This is a genomic window from Streptomyces sp. NPDC047028, from assembly GCF_040644095.1.
Classification (GTDB): Bacteria; Actinomycetota; Actinomycetes; order Streptomycetales; family Streptomycetaceae; genus Streptomyces.
The window spans coordinates 52,418-74,615 of the sequence record NZ_JBEYVS010000006.1 but is presented as its reverse complement, the minus strand read 5'-3'; the positions used below and the strand labels follow the sequence as shown (position 1 = coordinate 74,615).

20 protein-coding genes are annotated in these 22,198 nt (G+C 74.0%); 3 read left to right on the top strand and 17 right to left on the bottom strand.

The annotated features are described in order from the left end of the window. Window positions 1-33 precede the first annotated feature (33 nt). The 5 genes from ABZ854_RS07835 to ABZ854_RS07815 form a co-directional block, all read right to left on the bottom strand. A complete protein-coding gene (locus ABZ854_RS07835) occupies window positions 34-1,977 on the bottom strand; it encodes an SWIM zinc finger family protein (protein WP_361206303.1) in 1,944 nt (647 codons plus the stop codon). Window positions 1,978-2,774: 797 nt separating this feature from the next. Continuing rightward, a complete protein-coding gene (locus ABZ854_RS07830) occupies window positions 2,775-5,687 on the bottom strand; it encodes an SNF2-related protein (protein WP_361205922.1) in 2,913 nt (970 codons plus the stop codon). A 115-nt stretch (window positions 5,688-5,802) separates the two neighbouring features. After that, window positions 5,803-6,384 carry a sugar kinase gene (locus ABZ854_RS07825; RefSeq protein ID WP_361205919.1) on the bottom strand — a complete coding sequence of 194 codons (582 nt, stop codon included), beginning with the start codon at window positions 6,382-6,384 and terminating at the stop codon, window positions 5,803-5,805. Then, complete coding sequence (locus ABZ854_RS07820) at window positions 6,381-7,526, bottom strand: ROK family glucokinase (protein WP_361205916.1); 1,146 nt, start codon at window positions 7,524-7,526, stop codon at window positions 6,381-6,383. The genes ABZ854_RS07825 and ABZ854_RS07820 overlap by 4 nt, the downstream gene beginning before the upstream one ends. 184 nt (window positions 7,527-7,710) lie before the next feature. Continuing rightward, on the bottom strand, window positions 7,711-8,448 hold the full coding sequence (locus ABZ854_RS07815) for a GntR family transcriptional regulator (RefSeq protein WP_361206300.1): 738 nt from the start codon (window positions 8,446-8,448) through the stop codon (window positions 7,711-7,713). A gap of 129 nt (window positions 8,449-8,577) precedes the next feature. On the opposite strand from ABZ854_RS07815, the gene ABZ854_RS07810 reads away from it, so the two are divergent. Continuing rightward, window positions 8,578-9,603: a Gfo/Idh/MocA family oxidoreductase gene (locus ABZ854_RS07810; protein WP_361205913.1), complete on the top strand. Its 1,026-nt coding sequence runs from the start codon at window positions 8,578-8,580 to the stop codon at window positions 9,601-9,603. Between the two features lie 62 nt (window positions 9,604-9,665). Here the strand turns inward: ABZ854_RS07810 and ABZ854_RS07805 are convergent, their stop codons facing one another. The 5 genes from ABZ854_RS07805 to ABZ854_RS07785 all read right to left on the bottom strand — a co-directional run bounded on the left by ABZ854_RS07805 (window position 9,666) and on the right by ABZ854_RS07785 (window position 13,756). Then, window positions 9,666-10,850 (bottom strand): cytochrome P450, encoded by a 1,185-nt coding sequence (locus ABZ854_RS07805; protein ID WP_361205910.1) that lies wholly within the window; start codon window positions 10,848-10,850, stop codon window positions 9,666-9,668. 74 nt (window positions 10,851-10,924) lie between these two features. Further along, window positions 10,925-11,614, bottom strand: coding sequence for a response regulator transcription factor (locus ABZ854_RS07800; protein WP_361205907.1), 690 nt, complete (start codon window positions 11,612-11,614; stop codon window positions 10,925-10,927). Window positions 11,615-11,626: 12 nt separating this feature from the next. Next, on the bottom strand, window positions 11,627-12,454 hold the full coding sequence (locus ABZ854_RS07795; protein ID WP_361205904.1) for a hypothetical protein: 828 nt from the start codon (window positions 12,452-12,454) through the stop codon (window positions 11,627-11,629). Next, window positions 12,441-13,100 carry an ABC transporter ATP-binding protein gene (locus tag ABZ854_RS07790; RefSeq protein ID WP_361205901.1) on the bottom strand — a complete coding sequence of 220 codons (660 nt, stop codon included), beginning with the start codon at window positions 13,098-13,100 and terminating at the stop codon, window positions 12,441-12,443. The genes ABZ854_RS07795 and ABZ854_RS07790 overlap by 14 nt, the downstream gene beginning before the upstream one ends. A gap of 11 nt (window positions 13,101-13,111) precedes the next feature. After that, the gene (locus ABZ854_RS07785; RefSeq protein WP_361205898.1) at window positions 13,112-13,756 is read right to left on the bottom strand and encodes a helix-turn-helix domain-containing protein; all 645 of its coding nucleotides are present in this window, start codon (window positions 13,754-13,756) and stop codon (window positions 13,112-13,114) included. A 90-nt stretch (window positions 13,757-13,846) separates the two neighbouring features. On the opposite strand from ABZ854_RS07785, the gene ABZ854_RS07780 reads away from it, so the two are divergent. Continuing rightward, window positions 13,847-14,179 (top strand): DUF6343 family protein, encoded by a 333-nt coding sequence (locus tag ABZ854_RS07780; protein WP_361205895.1) that lies wholly within the window; start codon window positions 13,847-13,849, stop codon window positions 14,177-14,179. 18 nt (window positions 14,180-14,197) lie between these two features. On the opposite strand, the gene ABZ854_RS07775 is transcribed toward ABZ854_RS07780, so the two are convergent. From ABZ854_RS07775 to ABZ854_RS07755, 5 genes are all read right to left on the bottom strand, one after another. Continuing rightward, on the bottom strand, window positions 14,198-15,409 hold the full coding sequence (locus ABZ854_RS07775; RefSeq protein WP_361206298.1) for a histidine kinase: 1,212 nt from the start codon (window positions 15,407-15,409) through the stop codon (window positions 14,198-14,200). Between the two features lie 231 nt (window positions 15,410-15,640). Beyond that, complete coding sequence (locus tag ABZ854_RS07770; RefSeq protein ID WP_361205892.1) at window positions 15,641-16,036, bottom strand: ribonuclease domain-containing protein; 396 nt, start codon at window positions 16,034-16,036, stop codon at window positions 15,641-15,643. 147 nt (window positions 16,037-16,183) lie between these two features. Then, window positions 16,184-17,089, bottom strand: coding sequence for a DMT family transporter (locus ABZ854_RS07765; protein WP_361205890.1), 906 nt, complete (start codon window positions 17,087-17,089; stop codon window positions 16,184-16,186). 90 nt (window positions 17,090-17,179) lie between these two features. After that, window positions 17,180-17,806, bottom strand: coding sequence for a dihydrofolate reductase family protein (locus ABZ854_RS07760; RefSeq protein ID WP_361205887.1), 627 nt, complete (start codon window positions 17,804-17,806; stop codon window positions 17,180-17,182). Window positions 17,807-17,880: 74 nt separating this feature from the next. Further along, the gene (locus ABZ854_RS07755) at window positions 17,881-18,699 is read right to left on the bottom strand and encodes an AIM24 family protein (RefSeq protein WP_361205884.1); all 819 of its coding nucleotides are present in this window, start codon (window positions 18,697-18,699) and stop codon (window positions 17,881-17,883) included. Between the two features lie 102 nt (window positions 18,700-18,801). Between ABZ854_RS07755 and ABZ854_RS07750 the strand changes: the two genes are divergently transcribed. Next, window positions 18,802-19,554: an SDR family oxidoreductase gene (locus ABZ854_RS07750; protein WP_361205881.1), complete on the top strand. Its 753-nt coding sequence runs from the start codon at window positions 18,802-18,804 to the stop codon at window positions 19,552-19,554. A 133-nt stretch (window positions 19,555-19,687) separates the two neighbouring features. Here the strand turns inward: ABZ854_RS07750 and alc are convergent, their stop codons facing one another. Together alc and allB are read right to left on the bottom strand one after the other, a co-directional pair. Next, window positions 19,688-20,803 carry an allantoicase gene (gene alc, locus ABZ854_RS07745; RefSeq protein ID WP_361205878.1) on the bottom strand — a complete coding sequence of 372 codons (1,116 nt, stop codon included), beginning with the start codon at window positions 20,801-20,803 and terminating at the stop codon, window positions 19,688-19,690. A gap of 52 nt (window positions 20,804-20,855) precedes the next feature. Beyond that, complete coding sequence (gene allB / locus ABZ854_RS07740) at window positions 20,856-22,196, bottom strand: allantoinase AllB (protein WP_361205875.1); 1,341 nt, start codon at window positions 22,194-22,196, stop codon at window positions 20,856-20,858. Between the last annotated feature and the right edge of the window lie 2 nt (window positions 22,197-22,198).

Genomic DNA, 22,198 nt, shown 5'->3' with positions numbered 1-22,198 from the left:
AGCGCTGCCACAGGGTTTTTCCGCCGGCTCGGGTCAGAGGTCGGCCGGACCGCCCAGGCCGGTGAGGGCGCCCACCGGGTCGGGGTCGGGAGTGCCGCGCGGCCACCAGTCGTCCTGGCCCGGTTCGGACTCGTAGGCGTACCACAGCGCGTCCTGGCCGAGGCGGAGCTGGAGCCGGCCGCCGGGGTGGGTGAGGCGGTTGCGCCAGGGGCGGAACACGGGGAAGTCGGCGGCGAGCAGGAGCGGGCGGGCCCGGTCGAAGCGCCCGGCGGGCGGGTCCCAGGGGTCTTCGAGCACGGCCAGGCCGTCGAGTCCGCCCTGCCGCCAGGCGGCGACGGCCCGCGCGAGGTCGGCGGGGGTGCGGCCGGTGGCCGCGGCGAGCGTGGCGTACAGGGCGCGGGTGGCGGCGGTCAGTCCGGAGCCGGGGCGGGCGGCGGCGAGGCGCACCGCGTCCTGCCACAGGGTCAGTTCGCCGACCGGGTCACGACCGGTGCCGAGCAGGGTGTGCGCGCGGGCGGCGGCGTCGGTGGCGAGCTGGTCCAGCGCGAAGGGGTCGGGGCCGCCGGGCGCCGCCGGGTAGACGGGGGGCTGCTCGGGGTGCGGCGGCAGTGGCAAGGGGGGTGGCAGCGGCGGGAGTTGGCGCGGGGCGAGGGCCTCGGCCGCGCGGACGCCGGGCAGCGAACGTGGCTCCCGCTCCTGGGCGGCGCGGGCCGCGCGGGCGGCGCTGCGCCGGGAGAGCGCGTCGAGGAGTTCCCTTTCGCCCCGGCCGCGCAGCAGGAGCAGCACGAAGGGGTCGGCGTCGAGCAGACGGGCCGTCTGGTAGCAGAGGGCGGCCGCGTGTTTGCAGGGGTGCCCCGAGTCGGGGCAGCTGCAGCGGGGGGCGAGGTCGCCGGGGCCGGGCAGCAGGGGTACGCCGCAGTCGGCCAGGGAGTGCGGCAACTCCTTGTCGAGGAGGGCCGCGATGTGCCCCGGGCGGTCGGCGGCGGCGTCCAGGAAGCGGTCCCAGTCGTCGTCCTCCAGCGTGCGCAGCCGCACCTGGACCCGGTAGGGCCGCGGCCGGCTTCCCCGCACGTACGCCAGCACCAGCCCCGGCGTCACGGTGATCGCGTCTACGTGCCCCTGCTCGGCATAACCCCGCCCCCGCACCAGCCGCTTGACGTCGAGCGCCCCCCGCTCCAAGGCGTCGACCCATGCGTTCCCCCACCAACTCTCGGCGAACTCCTCCGCGCCGGCCGCACGTGCCGCGAACGCCGGAAACGTACGACGGAGGTCGCTGTCCCGGTGGGGTGCACCCATGCTGAGGGGAAGGCGAGGAGCGGCCGTGGCCGGCGCCGGCGCCTGGGCGGGAGCCGGCCCCGGGGCCGGGAGACGGCGCTGGTCCGGGCGGGCCTCGTCGGACACGACCTCGCCACGCCTCCCGCCGGCGGCCGCGGGGGTGCGGGGGGCGGTGTCGGCAGGGCGTGCGTCGGCCGGGCCGGTCGCGGTGGGGCCTGTGTCGGTGGGGCGCGGCCCGGCGGGATACGGCTCAACGGGCGCGGACCCGGCGGGATTCGGCTCCGCCGGACCAGACTCGGCACGGTAAGGATCAGCGGACCCGGGAACGGCCGGACGCGGCTCAACCGGCGCAGCCCCGGCGGGATACGGCTGGCCCGGCGCAAGCCCGGCGGGATACGGCTCGTCCGGCGCGGGCCCCGCAGGATTCGGCTCCGCCGAACCAGAGCCGGCGCGGTAGGGGGCAGCGGAGCCGGGCACGGCCTGGTCGGCTGTAGCGTGGTCGATTTGAGAGGGGCGGGCGTCGACCGTGTCGGGGGCGGGGTCGGTCGGACCTCTGGAGTCGGTGGGGCGCGGTCCCGCCGGATCGAGGTGGCGGGAACCGTGCTTGGCGGGTCCGGGGGTGTCGGGGGACGCCTCCTCGGCCGAGCCGGGGTCCGTGACGGTCGGCTCCGTCGGTTCCTCTTCGTCCGTCCGCGCGGGCATGCGGAAGGCGTTCGCGAGGAAGTGCCGCATGTCACGGACGGCTTGGGCCCGGTCAGGCCGGTGCTCATCGCGGGAGCGAGAAGGTGGCGAGGCGGCGGGGGTAGCCGGTACCCGCGAGCCGCGCCTGACGCCGGACTCCCCTGCCGCCTCGGCGCGCAGCGCTTCCCGGCGGGCGGCTCGGAGGGCTTGCCGGGCCGCGTCCCCCGGCCGCGCGGCGGACCGGGAGCCAGGCCCCTCCCCCTCGCCCGGTGCCCCGGCAGCCGTCGATCGTGGCCGTCCGGCGTTCGCTGTCGCCTGCTCTGCGGTACCGGCGAGCCTCGGCCTCCGGTCTCCGGCGGATCCGTGCTCAAGCCCTTGGCCCCGCCCCGCCTCCCGCTCGTGTGCCTGCTGCCCCTCGGTCTCGGACCGCGCGGCCCCGCGCTGGGGGCCTCCCGTCTCCTCAGACTGACCGCGCTCGGCGGCCGCCCTCTCCCGGGCCGCCCGAAGTGCCTCGCGGGCCACGTCGGCGGGACGACCTGCCTGCGCGGGCCGGGGCGTGCCGGCCGAGCGGGCGTCGCCGGCAACGCGACCGGCGTCGGCGGGCCGCCCAGCGTCCCCAACTCGTCCGGCGTCCTCAGCACGGCGGGTATCCGCAGCGCGGGCGGCGTCCGCAGACCGACCGGCATCCTCAGCGCGGGCGGCGTCCCCAGCCCGACCGGCATCCCCAGCGCGGCCGGTATCCGCAGCGCGGCCGGCATCCCCACACCGGTCGGCATCCGCAGCTCGCCCCGCATCCGCGATGCGGCCGGCGTCGGGGGTCATGACGGCCTCCGGAGGGAGACCAGGTCGGAGAGTTCGCGGTCCGTCAGTTCGGTGAGGGCTGATTCGCCGGAGCCGAGGATGGCGTCGGCCAGGGCGCGCTTCGCGGTCAGCATCTCGGCGATGCGGTCCTCCACCGTGCCCTCGGTGACCAGGCGGTGGACCTGGACGGGCTGGGTCTGGCCGATGCGGTAGGCGCGGTCGGTGGCCTGCTCCTCGACGGCCGGGTTCCACCAGCGGTCGAAGTGGACGACATGGCCCGCGCGGGTGAGGTTCAGGCCCGTGCCCGCCGCCTTCAGCGACAGCACCAGGACCGGGGTCTCGCCGCTCTGGAAGCGGTCGACCATGCGCTCGCGCTCCGCCACCGGTGTGCCGCCGTGCAGCAGGTCCACGGGGATCGCTCGGGCGGACAGGTGGGCGGTGATCAGCCGGGCCATGCCGACGTACTGCGTGAAGATGAGCGCCGAGCCGTCCTCGGCGAGCACGGTGTCCAACAGCTCGTCCAGGAGGGCGAGTTTGCCGGAGCGGGCGGTGAGCCGGTCGGGGGCCGCCGCCTCCTTGAGGTACAGCGCCGGGTGGTCGCAGATCTGCTTCAGCGCGCCGAGGAGCTTGAGGACCAGGCCCCGGCGGCCGATTCCCTCCGCGTTCTCGATGGCGAGCATCGACTCGCGCACCACCGCCTCGTACAGCGCCGCCTGTTCGCGGGTGAGCGGGACGGGGTGGTCGGTCTCGGTCTTGGGCGGCAGCTCGGGGACGATGCCCGGGTCGGACTTCTTGCGGCGCAGGAGGAAGGGCCGGACCAGGCGCGCCAGGCGCTCCACCGCCTCCTGGTCCTCGCCGTTCTCCACCGCGCGGGCGTGCCGGGCGCGGAAGGACTTCAGGGGGCCGAGCAGGCCGGGGGTGGTCCAGTCGAGCAGGGCCCACAGTTCGGAGAGGTTGTTCTCCACCGGTGTGCCGGTGAGGGCCACGCGCGCGGGGGTGGGGATCGTGCGCAGCGCCTTGGCGGTCGCCGAGTACGGGTTCTTCACATGCTGGGCCTCGTCGGCGACGACCATGCCCCAGGGCTGCTCGGCCAGCTGGGCGGCGGTGGACCGCATCGTGCCGTACGTGGTGAGGACGAAGCCGCCGGCGAGGCCGTCCAGGGTGCGGTCGGGGCCGTGGAAGCGGCGGACGGGGACGCCGGGCGCGAACCGGTTGATCTCCCGCTGCCAGTTGCCCAGCAGGGACGCCGGGCAGACCACGAGGGTGGGTTCGGTGCGGGCCCGTTTCAGGTGCAGGGCGATGAGGGTGATCGTCTTGCCGAGGCCCATGTCGTCGGCGAGGCAGCCGCCGACGCCGAGTGAGGTCATGAGGTCGAGCCAGGCCAGGCCGCGCAGCTGGTAGTCGCGCAGGGTGGCGTCGAGTCCGGCGGGGGGTTCGGCGGGCCGCGGGCCCGCGGTGAGGCGGTCGCGCAGGGCGGCGAGCGCGCCGGCCGGGACCGCCTCGACGGTCTCACCGTCGACGTCGGCGGTGCCGGTGAGCGCGACGGAGAGGGCGTCGACAGGGTCGAGCAGGCCCAGTTCGCGGCGGCGGGCCTTGCGGACGAGGGCGGGGTCGACGAGGACCCAGCGGTCCCGCAGTCGTACGACGGGCCGGTGGGCCTCGGCGAGGGCGTCCATCTCGGCCTCGTCGAGCGGCTCCCCGCCGAGCGCCAACTGCCAGCGGAACTGGAGCAGTTCCTCGCTGTCGAAGAAGCCGGTGCCGTCGGTCGCCGAGCCGGGCGCGGGCCGTACCACGGCGGCGGCGGTGAGGTCCCGGGCCAGGTCCCGCGGCCAGTGCACGGCGACGCCGGCACCGGCCAGCCGGCTCGCGGCCACCCCGAGCAGGTCGCCGACCTCCTCCTCGGACAGGGCGAGGACGTCGGGCACGTCCTGCTCGGTGAGCCGGTCCAGCGCCGGCCACACCCGGGCGGCGCGGCGCACGGCGAGCGCGGCGTCCACGCGCGCGCGGGGGCCGAAGGCGCCCTCGGCCTCCCCCGCCCACAGGGCTGCCGCGTCGGCCACGAGGGTCGGGTCGGCGAGGCTGTGCACCTGCACGATCGCGGCCCCCGCGGACCGGGCCCCGTCTGCGGCGCCGGCGTCGAAGACGTCGGACGCGGACAGGTCCAGGCGCAGCGAGATCCGCACCCCGGCGTCCATGCCGGCGGCGACCTCCGCCGCCCAGTCGTGGGCGTCGGGCAGGGCCTGGGGTTCGCGGGCGGCGAAGGGCCTGCCGGAGGTGTGGGGGGCGGCGGGGGTGCGGGGCAGGGTGTCGGCGACGGCGTCCAGGAAGGAGCGGACGAGCGCCTCCGGCTCGGGGAGCCGCAGCGGGCCGGGGCTCGGGAGCGGAACGGCGTGGCCCTCGGCGGGCAGGGCGGCCGCCACCGCGCGCAGGTGGGCGATGTCGTCGGGTTCCAGGGGGCCCGCGCGCCAGGCGTCGTGGCCGGACGGGGTCAGTCCGGGCAGCAGCCGGCCGCGGGCGACCAGCCGTAGCGCGTGCAGGGCGGCGGCGCCCCAGCAGGCGGTGGCCGGGTGGGCGGCCGGGTCGCGCCGGGCTCGGACGAGCAGCGGCAGGGCCTCGCCGACGGGCAGGGTGAGCGCGGGCACCTGCCGGCGGCGCACCCCCGCGCCGTGCGGTCGTACGACCGTCAGTTCCTCACCGGTGGCGGCGGTGGGCAGCGGGCCGCCGTCGGGGTCCCAGAACGCGATCCGTCCCGCGCGCGGGACGGGGCCGGGCAGGTAGACGGACGCGAGCCGCACCGGGACCGGGTTCCCGCCTCCGGCGCCCGCCCCGGTATCGGTCGACGTGCCCGGCCCCTTCGACGTGCCCGTCCCGGGAGAGTCCGCCGCGCGTTCGGCCACCGCGGCCGTGCCGCCGTTCATACGTCCTGCCACCTCCCGCCCCTGCCGTCGTGTCGTCGTGTCGTCGTCCTGGACGTCTACGACTCTACGGGCGGGGTCTGACAATCGGCTCCGGCTCCTGCGGTGGGTCGGGCGGGCCGGGCGGCCGTCACGGGATCGTGCGGGAGACCACGTACACCATCGGGTAGTTCGGGTCGGACATGTTTACGACGACGTCCTGGGTGGGCGCCGGGTTCTTCTGGTCGTGGGTCAGCCCGGACCAGGGGCCGGGCCCGGTGAAGTGCCAGCCGGAGACCTGCTGGTCGCGGGAGCTGATGGCGATGTCGTTCTTCTTCAGCTGGTCCCGGCGGACGCCCATGGACTCCAGGAAGCTGTCCAGGCCGGCGCTGTTCGTGCGGAACTGCGCGTACAGGCGGCTGGTCTTCCAGTTGTTGGTCTCGTAGTAGGCGATGTGATCGGCCGGGTGCGGGACCGTGACCTCGTACAGGCGGCGCTGCAGCCTGGACGGCCAGCCCGGGGTGAGGCCGGTCGCGGAGTACTTGTCCTCCTTGTCCTTGCCGCTGTCCCTGCTCTGGTTGGCGGAGATCACCAGGTAACCGGCGGGCACGCCGATGAGCAGCACGATGATCAGCAGGGTCAGCGCCCGGCGCCCGGCCGTGTGGCGCGGCTTCTCGGGCGGCCGCGGCGGCTCGTCCGGGGGTGTCGCCTGGCGCGGCAGCGAGGCGATCACGCGGTGTCCCGGGTGCGGCGGGCCTGGCCGTACCGCTCGTAGCGCTCGAACCGCTCCACGCGGCGCCGCTTGGCCCGGCGGAACCGGCGGGCGACCAGCCGGGCCAGGTCGGCGGCTCCCACCATGCCCGCCTCGGGGCCGAGCTGGGCGCGGGTGATGCGGGCCTCGGGGCGGTAGCCGCGGCCGGTGAGGTGGCGCTTGAAGGCGTCCCGGGCGGGTCCGATGAGCAGGTCGTCGGCGGCGCTGACACCGCCGCCGATCACGAAGCAGGAGGGGTCGAGGGCGGCCGCGAGGTTGGCGATGCCGACGCCGAGCCACTGGCCGATGTCCTGGAGCAGCTCCACGCACATCGCGTCGCCCTCGCGGGCCAGCTCGGTGATCACCGGTCCGGTGATGTCGCCGATGCTGCCCTTGACGTGCTCGATGATCCCGTACGCCACGGGTGAGTCGGCGGCGGCCAGCTCGCGCGCCTCGCGGACGAGGGCGTTGCCGGAGCTGTACTGCTCCCAGCAGCCGCGGTTGCCGCACGGGCAGCGGTGGCCGCCGGGGACGACCTGCATGTGGCCGAACTCACCGGCGACGCCGTACTTGCCGCGCTTGACCTGGCCGTCCTCCAGGATCGCGCCGCCGATGCCGGTGCCGAGCGTGATCATGACCAGGTGGTCCTCGCCGCGGCCGGCACCGAAGCGCCACTCCGCCCAGGCGGCGGTGTTGGCGTCGTTGTCCACGAGGACCGGCACGGAGAGGCGGCCGCTGAGCCGGTCGCGCAGGGGCTCGTTGCGCCAGGAGAGGTGGGGCGCGAACAGGACGCGGTTGCGGTCGGCGTCGACCCAGCCGGCGGCTCCGATGCCGACGGCGTGCACGTCGTGGCGGTCGGAGAGGTCCAGGACCAGTTCGACGATGGTGTCCTCGACGACCTGGGGGCTCTTGGACTTGTCCGGGGTCTCCGCGCGGAGTTTCTCCAGGATGTTGCCGTCGGCGTCGACCACGCCTGCCATGACCTTGGTGCCGCCGATGTCGATGCCGACCGTCGGCACGCGGGGGGCGGTCAGGTGGGAGCGGCGTTCCCTGGTGCCGGCGGTGCGCAGGACCGGGGCTCGGCGGGAGCCTATGGGGGCGGTCAGGTCGCGATAGGTGCTCATCGTTGACCGATTGTGCCTCACGCTCGCGCTGGGCGTCGGGTGGTGGGGTGGGGGGACGGGCGGAGCGTTGTCGGGTGCGGGTGCCTTGTGGCTTGTCGCGCCCACGCGGCGGAGCCGCATATAGACACAGCCCCGCGCCCCTTTCGGGGCATGCTGCACCCGGCCTTGTTCTGTTGTCCTGACGTCAGGGGCGGACCAGGAGTTGGAATTCGAAGGCGTAGCGGGTGGGGCGGTAGGTGTGGTTGCCGTGTTCCACGGCGCGGCCGGTGTCGTCGAAGGTGGTGCGCTGCATGGTGAGGAGGGGGGCGCCGTCGGGTTCGGCGAGGCGCTCGGCCTCCGCGGGGGTGGCGGCGCGGGCGCCGATGGACTGGCGGGCGCTGTGCAGGGTGATGCCGGCCGAGCGCATCATCCGGTACAGGCCGGTCGTCTCCAGCTGGTGGGTGTCCAGGTCGAGCAGGGCGGGCGGCAGGTGGTTGGTCAGGTAGGCCATCGGCTCACCGTGCGCGAGGCGCAGCCGTTCGACGCGGTGGACGTCGCTGCCCTCGGCGACGCCGAGCGCGGCGGCGATCTCCGCGGAGGCCGGCACGACCGCGTTGACCAGGACCTTGGTGGCAGGGCGCTGGCCGGCCGCCTCCAGGTCGTCGTAGAGGCTGCTCAGCTCCAGGGGGCGTTTGACCTGGCTGTGCACGACCTGGGTGCCGACGCCCCGGCGGCGGACCAGGAGGCCCTTGTCGACGAGGGACTGGATGGCCTGGCGGACGGTCGGCCGGGACAGGCCGAGGCGCGCGGCCAGCTCGATCTCGTTGCCGAGGAGACTGCCGGGGGTGAGGCTGCCGTGCTCGATGGCGGCCTCCAGCTGCTGGGAGAGCTGGAAGTACAACGGGACCGGGGAACTGCGGTCCACACTGAGGTCGAGCGACACGGTCGGGTCCACATCTGGTTTCGGCACGGGCCGAGCGTAGCTCCGTGCACGGTTGACGGGAAGTCGTGTAGTCCGATTGTCCGGACATACGCATTGACAGGGTGCGGTGTCGGCCCTCACTTTGTTTCCATGCGCATCGGGGTCATCGGTACGGGCCGGATCGGCACCATCCATGCGAGAACGCTCAGCCGTCACCGCGAGGTCGGGTCGCTGATCCTCACGGACGCGGATCCGGCGCGGGCGCAGGCGCTGGCCCACCGGCTCGGCGAGACGGCGGCGCCCGGGGTGGACGAGATCTTCAAGTGGGGCGTGGACGCGGTGGTGATCACCACGGCGACGGCCGCCCACGCCGAACTGATCGGTCGGGCAGCACGCTCGGGCCTGCCGGTGTTCTGCGAGAAGCCCATCGCCCTGGACGTGCCGGGGACGCTGCAGGCGCTCGCCGAGGTGGCCGCGGCCGGCACGGTGCTGCAGATGGGCTTCCAGCGGCGGTTCGACGCGGGCTACGCGGGCGCGCGGGAGGCGGTGCGCTCGGGTCGGCTCGGCCGGCTGCACACGGTGCGGGCGACGACCTGCGACCAGTCCCCTCCGCCCGCGGAGTGGTTGCCGCTGTCCGGCGGGCTGTTCCGGGACACGTTGATCCACGATTTCGACGCGCTGCGCTGGGTGACGGGCCGCGAGGTCGTCGAGGTGCGCGCCACCGGGTCGGACGCCGGGCCCGCGATGTTCCGCGAGAGTGGCGACGTCGACACCGGGGCGGCCGTGCTGACGCTGGACGACGGCACGCTGGCCGTGGCTACGGCCGCACGGCTGAACGGCGCCGGGTACGACGCGCGGATGGAGCTGGCCGGGGAGCGGGACACGGTGGTGGTCGGCCTGGACGACCGTACGCCGATCGCCTCCACCGAGCCGGGCGGTCCGCCGGCCGCGGACAAGCCGTGGACCGGGTTCCTGGAGCGGTTCGGGCCGGCGTACGAGGCCGAGCTGAATGCCTTCGTCGAGGTGCTGAACGGTGAGCGGTCCAACCCGTGCGACGGCGGCGAGGCCCTGCGGGCGCTCCGGATCTCGGAGGCCTGCGAGCTGTCCCGCCGCGAGCGCAGACCGGTCCCCCTCGCGGAGATCGAGGGCGCCGGACCACAGGGGGAAACGGCCTGAGACGGCCGGCGCCGCGAGACCGGCGCACTGGCGACGGCCCTACGACCACGTCGGCCCCCGGCCTACCACCGCACCGGCAGCGTGCGTACCCCCCGCATGAGTGTGCCCGGCAGCCAGGGGCCCGGGGGGCCGTCCAGGGTGAGGTCAGGGGCCCTGGTCAGGAGGGCGGCGAGGACTGTGCGGGCCTCCAGGCGGGCGAGCGGGGCGCCCAGGCAGTAGTGGATGCCGTGGCCGAAGGCGAGGTGGCCGCGGGTGTCCCGGCGGAGGTCGAAGCGGTCCGGTTCGGCGTAGCGGGCGGCGTCGCGCTGGGCGGCGGAGAGGCCGACGATCACCCACTCCCCCTCGGCTATCGCGCTGCCGCCGATCTCCAGCGGCTCGGCCGCGAAGCGGTACGTGGCGTTCTCCACCGGGCCCTCGTAGCGCAGGATCTCCTCGACGGCGCCGTCCAGGAGGCTCATGTCGGCCCGCAGCGCGGCCAGTTGGTCGGGGTGACGGAGGAGGGTCAGGACGCCGTTGCCGATCAGGTTGACGGTGGTCTCGTGGCCGGCGACCAGCAGCAGGAAGGCCATGCCGCGCAGTTCTCGCGGGGAGAGCCGGTCGCCGTCCTCGGTGGTGGTGCGGACCAGGTCGGACAGCAGGTCGCCGGTGGGGCCGGCGCACCGCTTGTCCTCGATGAGTTCCGTGAGGTACTCGCCGAGGCGGACGGTGGCGTCGTACTCGCTCTCGGCGCTGCTGGGCGCGACCACCTCGGTGGAGATCTTCCGGAATGCGGCGCGGTCCATCTCGGGCACGCCGAGCAGCTCGCAGATGACGGTGATCGGCAGGGGGTAGGCGAGGGACTCCATCAGGTCGGCGCGGCCGCGCGGCAGCATGTCGTCGAGCAGGTCGGCGGTGATCAGCTCGATCCTCGGGCGCAGTGCGGCCACCCGGCGCATGGTGAACGCGCGTGTGACCAGGGCGCGCAGGCGGGTGTGCTGGGGCGGGTCGGTGACCAGCAGGTACTTGCCGATCAGTTCCTCGTCGAGCGGGGTCGCACCGATCTTCGTTCCGTCCTTGGCCAGCCGGGGGTCGGCGAGGGCGGCGCGCGCCTCCTCGTATCCGACGACCAGCCAGACCTCGTGGCCGCCGTCGGAGGCCGGCAGCCGGACGCGGTGGACGGGGCCGCGCTCACGCAGTCGCGCGTACACCGGATGCGGGTCGCGGCGGAAGGCGTCGCCGAACTCCTCCAGGTCGGTCACTCGCTCCATGCGTTCCCCCTCAGGACGCCTGCGGGTCCCTCCCACAGACCGCCTGCTGGTTCGAGAACGCCCGGGCCCCCCGGTTAGTGCCCGCCGTCCCCGCTCTCCTCCAGGAATCCCGCGTCGTACGCCAACAGGGCCACTTGGACGCGGTTGTTGAGGCCGAGTTTGGCCAGGATGCGGGAGACGTGGGTCTTGACGGTGGCCACGCTCATGAAGAGTTCGGCGGCGATCTGGGCGTTGGCGAGGCCACGGCCGACGGCGACGGCCACCTCGCTCTCCCGGTCGTTGAGTTCGGCGAGCCGTTCACGCGCGCGTGCCCGGCGCGTGTCGGCGCCGGTGGTCCCGGCCGCGTGGCGCATCAGCCGACGGGTGACGGCCGGCGACAGCACCGGCTCGCCGGCCGCGACACGGCGCACGGCCTGGACGATCTCGGCGGGCGGGGTGTCCTTGAGCACGAAGCCGGCGGCGCCCGCGCGCAGGGCCCGCAGCACCAGGTCGTCGGTGTGGAAGGTGGTCAGCACCACGACCTGGGGCGCGTTCTCCCGTTCGCGCAGCCGCCGGGTGGCGGTCAGGCCGTCCACGGAGGGCATGCGGATGTCCATGAGGACGACGTCCGGCCGGGTCCGGTCGACCAGGGCGACGACCTCGTCGCCGTCGCCGGCCTCCCCGACGATCTCGATGTCACCGGCCCCGCCCATCATCAGGGCCAGCCCGGCCCGCACGAGCGGGTCGTCGTCGACGAGGAGGAGCCGGATCGCGGTCGCAGTCATGGGGCTACGAAATCACGCGGACGGCGGGCGGTGCGGTGGACGCCGGGCCGAGTGGCTCCGGTCGCGGGTCCGGATCCGGAAGATGACCAGTCCGATCGCGCTGAAGCCGGCCGCCCAGGCCGGCCCCAGGGCGAGGTGCCCCCACAGCGCGGTGTGCCCGAAGGCTCCGCCGACGGCGAACTGCATGGGCCCGAACGACGGGAACCACTGCAGGACGGGCTTGTTGGCGAGCGGGTTGCCCAGCGGGTTCTGCAGGAACGTGTCCATCAGACCGCCCATGATGATCAGGAAGAACCCTTCCAGGTCCCGTTTGACCAGGACGCCGAGGAGGAGCCCGAGGGCGCCGTAGGTCAGGGCGATGACTGCGAAGCCGGTCAGTACGGCGAACCAGCCGGCCGCGCCCGGCCGCCAGAAGCCCAGCATGGCCAGTGCCGTGTAGAGCGCGATGGTGACGGCGACGGCGGCGACGGCGAGGGTCTTGGCGCCGATGAGCGTGGACTGCCGGTACCCGGCGAAGACCAGGCGCCGGTCGAAGACGAGCGCCTTGCGCACCGCGTCGAAGACGACGAACCCGGCGATCATCGTGACCGAGTTGAGCCCGGCCGAGATGAGGGTGAGGTGCCCGCCGTCCACGTGCAGCAGCCGGCCGGTGGAGTACAGCTTGAAGTCCAGCGGCTTGGGCCCGGCCATGGCGTCCATCATCAGGTACCAGGCGGGGACGAAGAGGACGAGCAGCAGCCCGGCGAGCCGGTTGCGCGTCTGGTCCCGCACGCAGAACCTGAGTGCGGTGGGGAACTGGCCGTACGGGGACCGGAGGCCGAGGGCGTCAGGCGTCGGCATGGTGCTCCTTCCGTACTGCCGCGCGCGGGGTGAGCCGGCCGTCGGTGAGGTCGGCCAGCAGGTCGAAACGGTCCTGCTCGAAGACGAGATGGGTGATGATGACGACGGCCCTGGCGCGCGCCCGCAGGCCCTCGACGAGGTCCCAGAACCGCAGGTAGGTCTCCCAGTCGAAGCCCTGGTAGGGCTCGTCGAGGAGCAGCACGTCCGGGTCGTGGAGCAGGGCGAGGGTGAGGTTGAGTTTCTGCCGGGTGCCGCCGGACAGCTCACCGGCCGCGGAGTCCAGGTACTGCTCGTAGCCGAGGAGGCGGACGAGTTCACGGCCGCGCTCCAGGTCGGGGAGGCGGTGGGCGGCGGCGAAGTAGCGCAGGTGCTGTTCGACGGTGAGGCTCGCGTTGACCACCGGGTACTGCGGGCAGTAGCCGAGGCCGCCGGAGAGCAGGACCTCACCGCGGTCCGCGGGCAGGGTGCCGGCGAGAATCTTGAGGAGGGTGGACTTGCCGGCGCCGTTCTCCCCCACGACACCGACGAGTTGTCCGGGGACGACGGTGAGGTCGGCGCCCCGCAGGACGGCGTGCTTGCGATAGGACTTGTGCAGGTCGCGGGCCTGAAGTACGGCGGGCGGCGCGGTGGTCGAGCTGGGCTCCATGCGCGGTCTCCCTAGGGGGCTTCTCCTTGCGGTTCCTGTGGGGGCGCGTTCAGCCCGCCGGCGTAGACGGTGAGCAGTTCCGGGGCCCAGCGGGCCATGCCGGCGGCCGACAGCGGGTCGGTGCCGAGGACTTCCCGGAGGCGGTCGCGCAGCAGGAACAGGGCCAGGTCGTTGGCGAGCAGCAGTGCGGCGCGAACCTCCGGGTCCCGGCCGGGCGAGGCCATGCCCGCCGCCACGAGGCCGTGCAGCGCGGCCTTGCTCAGCTCGAACAGCCGCTGGAACAGCTGCCGTCCCGCGTCGGTGTCGGACAGCAGGAGCCGGCGCAGGTAGCCGGGCAGCGGCGAGTCGTCCGGGAGGTGCCGGGCGAAGGCCTCGCTGAGCGAACCGGCTGCCGCGTCCGGGGCGAGCAGGTCGGGTCCGCCCTCCCCGGTCATCTCGCCGAGTAGGCCCTCGAAGACGTCCAGCACGTACTGGTCGACGGCCTGGCGCAGCCCGCCCTTCGAGCCGAAGTGGTGCACGACCAGGGCGGGCGAGACGCCGGCGGCGCCGGCGATCTGCCGCACGGTCACCGCGTCGGGGCCGCTCGCGGCGAACAGCCGCAGTGCCTCGTCGCGAATGACCGCGCGGGTCGTCCGGTCGTCACGGTTTGAACGCATGTACAGAATGTTAAACGCTTGTTCAGCCTCCTGTCCAGGCCACTCCAGGCACGGGGACTCGCCGGCGGCGCCCGGGGTACTCGGCGGGGCGTGAAGCGAGCTGATCATGTGAACGGGACAAGCGGATCCGGACACCGCCGGGCGCGCTCCGGCACCGAGCCGGTAGTGGCGCGCAGCGCGCTCGGCCTGCGGATGGCGCTGTCCGGCTTCTTCTTCCCGCTGTTCGCGGCGGCGTCCGCGGGCTTCGGGGTGTGGGCGTCCGGGTCGACACCGGAGGACCACCCGTCGGACGACTCGCTCTGGTGGGTCTGTGGCATCTGCGGGGTCCTGGCGCTGGTGGCGGCGGTCGACCTGGTGGTACTCGCGCGACGCAGGAAGCGCGAGAAGGCCCTGCCGCGGCCGTACGCCTCGGACGTGCGGTAGCCCATCGCCGAACCAGGCTCAGCCGCCCCACGGCAGCGTGCCCCGCACCCGGAAGCCGCCGGCCGGTGTCGGTCCGTGGTCGAGCCGGCCGCCGGCCAGGGTGGCCCGTTCGGTGAGGCCGATCAGACCCTGACCGGACCCGGGGACGTGCGGTACGTCGGTCTCGGGAGCGGGGTTGGTGACCGTGATCGTCAGGGCGTCGCCGGGGGTGCCGGTGACGGTGAGGGAGACCTCCGTGCCGGGGGCGTGTTTGCGGGCGTTGGTCAGGGCCTCCTGGGCGATGCGGTAGGCCGTGCGTCCCAGGGAGGCGGGGACCGCCGCGGGGTCGGGCACGCGCAGGTCCAGGGTCACCTTCATGCCCGCGTCCCGGCACTCGGCGACCAGCGCGTCCAGCCCGACGAGCGTCGGCTGCGGGCGTCCCCCGGCCGCGTCGTCGGACTCGCCGGCCCGGAGGACGCCGATGATCTCCCGCAGGTCCTGCAGCGCCTCGTGGGCGCTCTCCCGGATGACGCCGGCCGCCCGAGCGATCTCCTCGCGGGGCGCGTCCGGGCGGAACTCCAGGGCGCCCGCGTGCACGCTCAGCAGGGTGAGCCGGTGAGCCAGGACGTCGTGCATCTCGCGGGCGATGTCCTCGCGGGCCAGCCGCTGCGCCTGCTCGGCCCGCAGCCGGGCCTCCGTCTCGGCACGCCGGGCCCGGTCACGGAGGCTGAGCATGAGCTGCCGCTTGGAGCGCACGAACATGCCCCAGCCGACGACGGACACGGTCAGCAGCAGGGCGAACGCGACCGCGCCCACGTACGGCAGGTCCGGTTCCGGACGCAGCCAGTAGAACAGCGGTACGAGGAGCAGCTGGGCGCCGGCGATCCAGCCGACGTACCGCAGCGGCCTGTGTACGGCGACGGTGAACAGGGCGACCAGGCAGACGCCGCCCGCAGTGTCGGACGCGAAGCCGACCGGGATCATCGCGACGGCGAGTCCGACGGGCCAGCGGCGGCGCAGCCAGACGGCCTGGCAGGACAGCGCGCCCAGGGTCAGGTCGAGGACCACCAGGGGGCCGGGCAGGCCGGGCGTGTCGAGGACGGACTGGACGGACACCGCGAACAGCGCCCAGACCAGCAGGTAGCAGCACACGTCGACGATCCAGTCGCGGGCGGTGCGCCGGGGGCGGCGGCCGGCCGTGCCGGTGCCGGGTCCGGCGTCCAGTTCGTGCAGTACGGCGGACGGGAACATCCAGCGCCGGACGGGTTCCGCGTAGCCCGTGGCCTGCTGCGGCGTGTCACCTCTCACAGCCGACCAATCTAGAGACCGAAGGCGTCTGCGGCTGCTCAGGGCTCGTCATCGTCGACCAAAGTCGGTCCGCGAGGGACTTTCGATGGGCCCGTGGCGGCGAAGGCCGTACCGGCGCGGGACACGGCCCGCCCCGCGGCCGAGGGTGGGGGAGGCCGCGGGGCGGGGGCCGGCTCAGCAGCCGAAGTCGATGCGGGCGAACGTGTCGTAGTGGTCGGCGCTGTAGTAGTCCTCCTGGTGTTCCTCACCGGTGACGACGCGCCGGGCGCCGCGCGTGGGCGAGCCCGGGGTGATCACCGTGTACTCGTGGTAATAGCCGGACGACTGCGACGGCAGGACGCCCTCCCGGTTCTGGAAGACGGTCCCGTCCTGGGAGTAGGGGAAGGGGCCGCCCCGGTCGATGAGGTCCAGGGTGTCGTGGGCCTGCGTGGGCAGGTCGCCGTAGCAGACGCTGCCGACGGACGCGGCCGCGGCGTCCGCGGCCGGGGCGGTGACGGCCCCGCCGACGAGGAGGGCGGACAGCAGCGCGGCCGAGGCGCCGGCGCGGGTGATGCGTGGGGGGAATCTCATGACCTCATGATGACGCGCGTAGACGTGGGCACGTCAATGCGAGGAATGAAGAGTTCCCCGGCAAGTCCCGTGAGGTTTCCGCGACTTCACCCGCCGCTCCCGCGACTTCACCCGCCGACTCCGCGACTTGGCCGCGGCCTCCACGACTCACGCCGCCGTCCGGCGTCCCCACGCGGTCCCCGCCAGCACCAGCACCCCGCCCGCGAGACCCGTCGCGCCGAGCCGGTCGCCGCCGAGGGCGAGGCCGGCCGCGGCGGCCCACAGCGGCTCGGTGCCGAGCAGCAGGCCGACCCGGGACGGCGAGGTCCGGCGGACCGCCCACATCTGCACGAAGAACGCGAACAGCGTGCACAGCGCGGCCAGGAACAGCAGTCCGGTCCACTCCCCCGCGCCGAAGCCGGCCGCCGTCGCCCACGGCGAGGCTCCCCGGGCGGCCGACAGGGCCGCGAAGACGGCGACGGCGGTGCCGAGCTGCACCGTGGTGAGCGGCAGCGCTCCCGCGCCCCGTACTGACCGCAGCCGGGACATCGTGAGGACGTGCAGGGTGCGGGCGAGCGCGGCGAGCAGCATGAGGAGGTCGCCGGGGCCGGGGCGGGTGAAGCCGCCGTTCTGGGTGAGCAGGGCCACGCCGAGCACCGAGAGGGCGGCCGCGCCGAGGAAGGCCGGGGTGGGCCGGGACCGGGTGACGGCGGACTCGGCGAGCGGGGTGAAGATCATGGTGAGGCTGATGATCAGGCCCGCGTTGGTCGCCGAGGTGTGCACCACTCCGTAGGTCTCCAGCAGGAAGATTCCGCTGAGGATCAGCCCGAGCAGGACCGCGCCGCGCCACTGCGCCGCCGTCAGCGCGCGCAGGGCCCGGTGCCCGGCGACAACCAGGACGGGCAGGACGAGCGCGAAGCGCAGCACCAGGACGGCGAGCACCGTGCGGGTGGTGGTGATGTCCTTCGCGGCGAGATAGCTGGCACCCCAGCACACGGCGACGAGCAGGAGGGGCAGGTCGGTGTGCCGGGCACGCGCGGGCCTGAGCGTGCCGGGTACGGCGATCGACGTCATGGGGGCGGCTCTCCCGGTCTGCGTGCGGGGTGCGCAGACGTCGGCGGCTCGCGCGGGGACGATCACCGTACCCGTGGTGGTGATCTCCGGCTAGGCGTTTTCGGGGAGGTCGTAGGAGCCGTACTCGGGGGCGCCCGCCAGGTCGTACGACTGGATGGAGATGCCGGAGCGGGTGATTCGGCCGCCGGTGTGGCGGAAGCGGGTGGGGAGCGCGCCGTCCGTGAACAGGCGGCGGCCGGCGCCGAGGACGACGGGGAACGTCGCCAGGTGCAGGGTGTCGAGGAGCCGCAGGTCGATCAGGGAGCGGACCAGGGCGCCGCTGCCGTGGACCTGGAGTTCGCCCTCGGTGCGCTCCTTGAGGGCGGCGACCTCCTTGGCGAGGTCGCCGCCGACCACGGTGGTGCCGGACCACTCGGGGGCGGTCAGGGTGGAGGAGACGACGTACTTCGGCAGCGCGTTCAGTCTGGAGGCGATCGGGTCGGCCGGGTCGGTCATCCTCGGCCAGTAGGAGGCGAAGATGTCGTACGTGCGGCGGCCGAGGAGGAAGGCGCCCACCTGGCCGAAGACCTCGGTGACGAAGGCGCCGAAGTCCTCGTCGCCGTAGGTGAAGCTCCAGCCGCCCTGGTCGAAGCCGCCGCTGGTGTCCTCCTGGGGGCCGCCGGGCGCCTGGTAGACGCCGTCGAGGGTGACGAAGATGGTGGAGACGAGCTTGCCCATGGCGGGTACCTTCTTCCGGGTGCGGGGTCCGTTGTCATCAGCTCAGACCCCGCCCGGCCCCGCAACTCATCGGTTCAGCCGGCGTGGGTGGAGAACAGTCCTCCGGTCGGCCCCTGTTTGTCGCCGCCCTGGGCCTTCCGCAGCGCGTTGGCGAGGCTCTCGATGGTGAGGGACTGCAGGATGACCCGGCCGTTGCCCTCCAGGGTGGCCAGGGACAGGCCCTCGCCGCCGAACACGGCGTTCATGAGGCCCTGGCGGTTGAGGCCGCCGACGCGCTGGACGCCGTACTGGATGCCCTCCTCGAAGGCGACGACACAGCCGGTGTCGACCTCGATGCGGCCGCCGAAGTCGGCCGGGTTCAGGTCGATGAAGTTGCCGGCGCCGGCGATGATCACGGTGCCGCGGCCGGTGAACCTCTCCAGGACGAAGCCCTCGCCGCCACTCATGCCGGTGCGGCCGCCCTGGAAGGCGATGCCGAAGTCGACGGTGGACTCGGCTGCCACGAAGGCGTCCTTCTCGGCGAACCACGCGCGCGTGCCGTCAAGTTCCAGGGCGCGCATCTCCCCGGGGAGCACACCGGCGAAGCCGACGGTGCCCTCGCCGCCCTGGGCGCTGAAGTACTGGAAGGCGAGCGACTCGCCGGCGAGCATGCGCTGGCCGGCCTGCATGGCGGTGCCCATCGCCTGGCGGAGCATGCCGCCCATGCCGCCGCCCGCGCCGGAGCCGCCCTGCTGCGGGCCGCCGCCCGACGGCCCGGACAGACGGGTCTCCATGGTCACGTTCGTGGTCTTGAACAGGAACTTCCCGGCCTCGCAGTAGACGGTCTGGCCGGGGTACAGGTTGACGACCGCCATCTGCATGGCGCTGCCGACGATCTCTTGCTGAAGGGTCACGGGGGAAGAACGCCGAAGGTGGAGTCAAGAGTTCCACTCACGCCGAGATCGATGTCCGCCGGCCGCCAGCACTCCGTGCCCCGGCCCGCTGGGATGGACGGCATGACAACGACTCGAGGATCTCTGTACGGCAGGACGGCCCTGGTCACCGGCGGCAGCCGGGGCATCGGGGCGGCCACGGCACTGCGGCTCGCGCGCGCGGGCGCCGACGTGGCGGTGACCTACGTGAACGGCAAGGAGGCGGCCGAGGACGTCGTTCGGGCCGTGGAGGCGCTGGGGCGCCGCGCGGTGGCCCTGCGCGCGGACGCGGCCGACCCGGTGGAGACGGCGGACGCGGTTGCGCGTACGGCGGAGGCGCTCGGCGGCCTCGACGTGCTCGTGAACAACGCGGGCATCGGTGTGCTGGGACCGCTGGACACGCTCACCGTGGCGGACGTCGACCGGGTGCTCGCCGTGAACGTGCGCGGGGTGTTCCTGGCCTCGCAGGCGGCGGCCGCGCGCATGCCGTCCGGTGGCCGCATCGTCACGGTTGGCACGTGCATGACGCAGCGGGTGCCCGGGCCCGGCGGGACCCTGTACGCCATGAGCAAGGCGGCGCTGGTCGGCCTGACCAAGGCGCTGGCCCGGGAGCTGGGCGGGCGCGGCATCACGGCGAACATCGTCCACCCGGGCCCGACGGACACGGACATGAACCCGGCGGACGGCCCCTACGCGGCCGGGCAGGCCGGGATGACCGCGCTGGGCCGGTTCGGGACGGCCGACGAGGTGGCCGCCACGGTCACCCACCTGGCCGGCCCGGACGCGGCGTACGTCACGGGCGCGGAGTTCGCCGTCGACGGCGGGCACGCGGCCTGAGGCCGGCACCCGCGCGCCTCGCTCCTCACCGCGGTTCCGGTGAGGGGCCGTGTGGCCGGTGTGCGGGGGCGGGTGGCCGGGGTGGGGCGCGCCAGTGCTGTCCAGGCCGGTGCGCCCCACGTGTGAGGGCCCGTCAGCCGCCGAGTTCCTGGTGGCGGGCCGTGAGGGCGGTGGTGCCCTGTTCCGTCAGGGAGCCGAACAGGCGGAGGCGGGAGATGCCGCCGTCGGGGTAGATGTCCACGCGCGCGTGGGTGCCGACGGCCGGGGCCGGGAGGACGAAGCGGTGGTTGGTGTCGGGCTGGAGGCGGGTGCGCGGGAGGACCTCGCGCCACTCGCCGCTCTCGCCGTCCTTCACCGACACCGACGCCCAGCCCGCACTGTTGCCCTTCAGGTAGGCGGTGTCGATCTCGACCGCGCGGATCTCGGACTGGGCGGCCAGCCGGTAGCGGATCCAGTCGTTGCCCTGGTCGCGGCGGCGGCGCGTCTCCCAGCCGTCGTCCATCTTGCGGGAGCGGCCCGGCTGGATGGTGTTGGTGGCCGGCGAGTAGAAGAGGTTGGAGGCGTCCTCCACCTGGCCGCCGTTCTCCAGGGCGACCACGTCGAAGGCGCCGAGGACGCCCAGCCACTGCGGGTCCGGGACGACCTCGCCGTACACGCGCAGGCGGGCGATGCCGCCGTCGGGGTGCTGGTTGACGCGCAGGTGGGTGAAGCGCTGCTCGACCGAGACGGCGAAGCCGTTGGCGGCGTGGCCGCCGACGGCGGTGCGCGGCACGAGGGTCGTCCACTTCACGTCGTCGCCGAGCAGTTCCTCCGGGGACGGCGAGCCGGGTACGGACGCGGCGTCGACGGACACGGCCTGCGGGTAGTTGCCGCGGAAGTGGGCCGTGTCGACGACGATCCCGCGGATCACCCCGGGCGCCCCGAGCCGGACCAGCGCCCAGTCGTGGTCCTCGGCGGTCGGCCACGGGTGCTCGGCGGACACACCGCGCCGGCGGCGGGTCTCCCAGCCGTCCATGATCTTGCCCTTGTGCCCGAAGTGCTCGGGGTCGAACTCGGCGCGCTCGGGCACCAGCAGGTTCTCCCGCTGGGCGAAGAACTCGTCGTTGGCGGCGATGACACCGGCGCCGAGCTGCCGGTCGGCGAGGTTGGCGTACTGGGTGAAGGGGAAGTCGGCGGTGCGGTAGTCCGCGTACGGGTCACCGCCTCCGTAGGGGTTCGCGTCGCCGGTGAAAGTCGGTATCGCCGTCACGGTGATCAGGGATTCCTTTCTGCACGTCGGTCGGCCGGGTGGCCTCGGTGGCTTACTGGGGGCGGGTGAGCAGCGTGCCCTTCGGCTCGGTGAACTCGCCCTCGGCGACGATGCGCTCGCCGCGCAGCCAGGTGGACTTGACGACGCCGTGCAGGGTCTTGCCGGCGTAGGCGGTGACGCGGTTGCGGTGCTGGAGGCCGGCCGGGTCGACGGTGAACGTCTCGTCGGGGGCGAGCACGGCGAAGTCGGCGTCGTGGCCGGGCGCGATGGCGCCCTTGACGGCACCGAGGCCGGCCAGGTCCGCGGTCCGCGCGGACATCCAGCGGACGACGTCCTCCAGGGTGTGACCGCGCCTGCGGGCCTCGGTCCATACGGCGGAGAGGCTGAGCTGGAGGCCGGAGATGCCGCCCCAGGCGGTGGCGAAGTCGTCGGTCTTCAGGTCGGTGGTGGACGGCGAGTGGTCGGTGACCACGCAGTCGATGGTGCCGTCGGCGAGCGCCTCCCAGAGCAGGTCCTGGTTGGCGGCCTCGCGGATCGGCGGGCAGCACTTGAACTCGCTCGCGCCGTCGGGGACTTCCTCGGCGGTCAGGGTGAGGTAGTGCGGGCAGGTCTCCGCGGTGACCCGGACGCCCTCGGCGCGGGCGGCGGCGATCATCGGCAGCGCGTCGCTGGAGGACAGGTGCAGGATGTGCACACGGGCGTCGAACCGCCGGGCCTGCGCGATGAGCGCGGCGATCGCGGTGTCCTCGGCGTCGCGCGGACGGGAGGCGAGGAAGTCGGCGTACTTGGGGCCGCCGTGCTGCGGCGCGGCGGCGAGGTGGTGCGGGTCCTCGGCGTGCACGATGAGCAGGCCGCCGAAGCCGGCGATCTCGGCCAGCGAGCGGGCGAGCTGCTCCTGGTCCAGGTGCGGGAACTCGTCCACGCCGGACGGGGACAGGAAGCACTTGAAGCCGAAGACCCCGGCGTCGTGCAGCGGGCGCAGGTCCTTGACGTTGTCGGGCAGGGCGCCGCCCCAGAAGCCGACGTCGATGTGCGCCTTGTCGGCGGCGACCGCGCGCTTGACGTCCAGGTGGTCGACCGTCGTGGTCGGCGGGAGGGAGTTCAGCGGCATGTCGACCAGGGTGGTGATGCCGCCGGCCGCCGCGGCGCGCGTGGCGGTCCAGAAGCCCTCCCACTCGGTGCGGCCGGGGTCGTTGACGTGGACGTGGGTGTCGACGAGGCCGGGCAGCAGCACGTGGTCGCCGACGTCCTCCAGCAGGGCCGTGGCCGGCACCTCGGCGTCGTACGGCAGTACGGCCGTGATCCTCCCGGAGGTGACGGTGACCGTGGCGGCCCGCATCCCTTCCGGAGTGATGACCCGCGTCGAGCGCAGCACCAGTTCAGCGTCGGACACCC

What these genes read in the sequence shown, in the direction of transcription:
- ABZ854_RS07835 (WP_361206303.1), bottom strand. Translation starts at nt 1,977, where the DNA reads ATGCCCGCGCGGACGGACGAAGAGGAACCGACGGAGCCGACCGTCACG.
- ABZ854_RS07820 (WP_361205916.1), bottom strand. Translation starts at nt 7,526, where the DNA reads ATGAGCACCTATCGCGACCTGACCGCCCCCATAGGCTCCCGCCGAGCC.
- ABZ854_RS07810 (WP_361205913.1), top strand. Translation starts at nt 8,578, where the DNA reads ATGCGCATCGGGGTCATCGGTACGGGCCGGATCGGCACCATCCATGCG.
- ABZ854_RS07805 (WP_361205910.1), bottom strand. Translation starts at nt 10,850, where the DNA reads ATGGAGCGAGTGACCGACCTGGAGGAGTTCGGCGACGCCTTCCGCCGC.
- ABZ854_RS07800 (WP_361205907.1), bottom strand. Translation starts at nt 11,614, where the DNA reads ATGACTGCGACCGCGATCCGGCTCCTCCTCGTCGACGACGACCCGCTC.
- ABZ854_RS07795 (WP_361205904.1), bottom strand. Translation starts at nt 12,454, where the DNA reads ATGCCGACGCCTGACGCCCTCGGCCTCCGGTCCCCGTACGGCCAGTTC.
- ABZ854_RS07790 (WP_361205901.1), bottom strand. Translation starts at nt 13,100, where the DNA reads ATGGAGCCCAGCTCGACCACCGCGCCGCCCGCCGTACTTCAGGCCCGC.
- ABZ854_RS07785 (WP_361205898.1), bottom strand. Translation starts at nt 13,756, where the DNA reads ATGCGTTCAAACCGTGACGACCGGACGACCCGCGCGGTCATTCGCGAC.
- ABZ854_RS07775 (WP_361206298.1), bottom strand. Translation starts at nt 15,409, where the DNA reads ATGTTCCCGTCCGCCGTACTGCACGAACTGGACGCCGGACCCGGCACC.
- ABZ854_RS07770 (WP_361205892.1), bottom strand. Translation starts at nt 16,036, where the DNA reads ATGAGATTCCCCCCACGCATCACCCGCGCCGGCGCCTCGGCCGCGCTG.
- ABZ854_RS07765 (WP_361205890.1), bottom strand. Translation starts at nt 17,089, where the DNA reads ATGACGTCGATCGCCGTACCCGGCACGCTCAGGCCCGCGCGTGCCCGG.
- ABZ854_RS07760 (WP_361205887.1), bottom strand. Translation starts at nt 17,806, where the DNA reads ATGGGCAAGCTCGTCTCCACCATCTTCGTCACCCTCGACGGCGTCTAC.
- ABZ854_RS07750 (WP_361205881.1), top strand. Translation starts at nt 18,802, where the DNA reads ATGACAACGACTCGAGGATCTCTGTACGGCAGGACGGCCCTGGTCACC.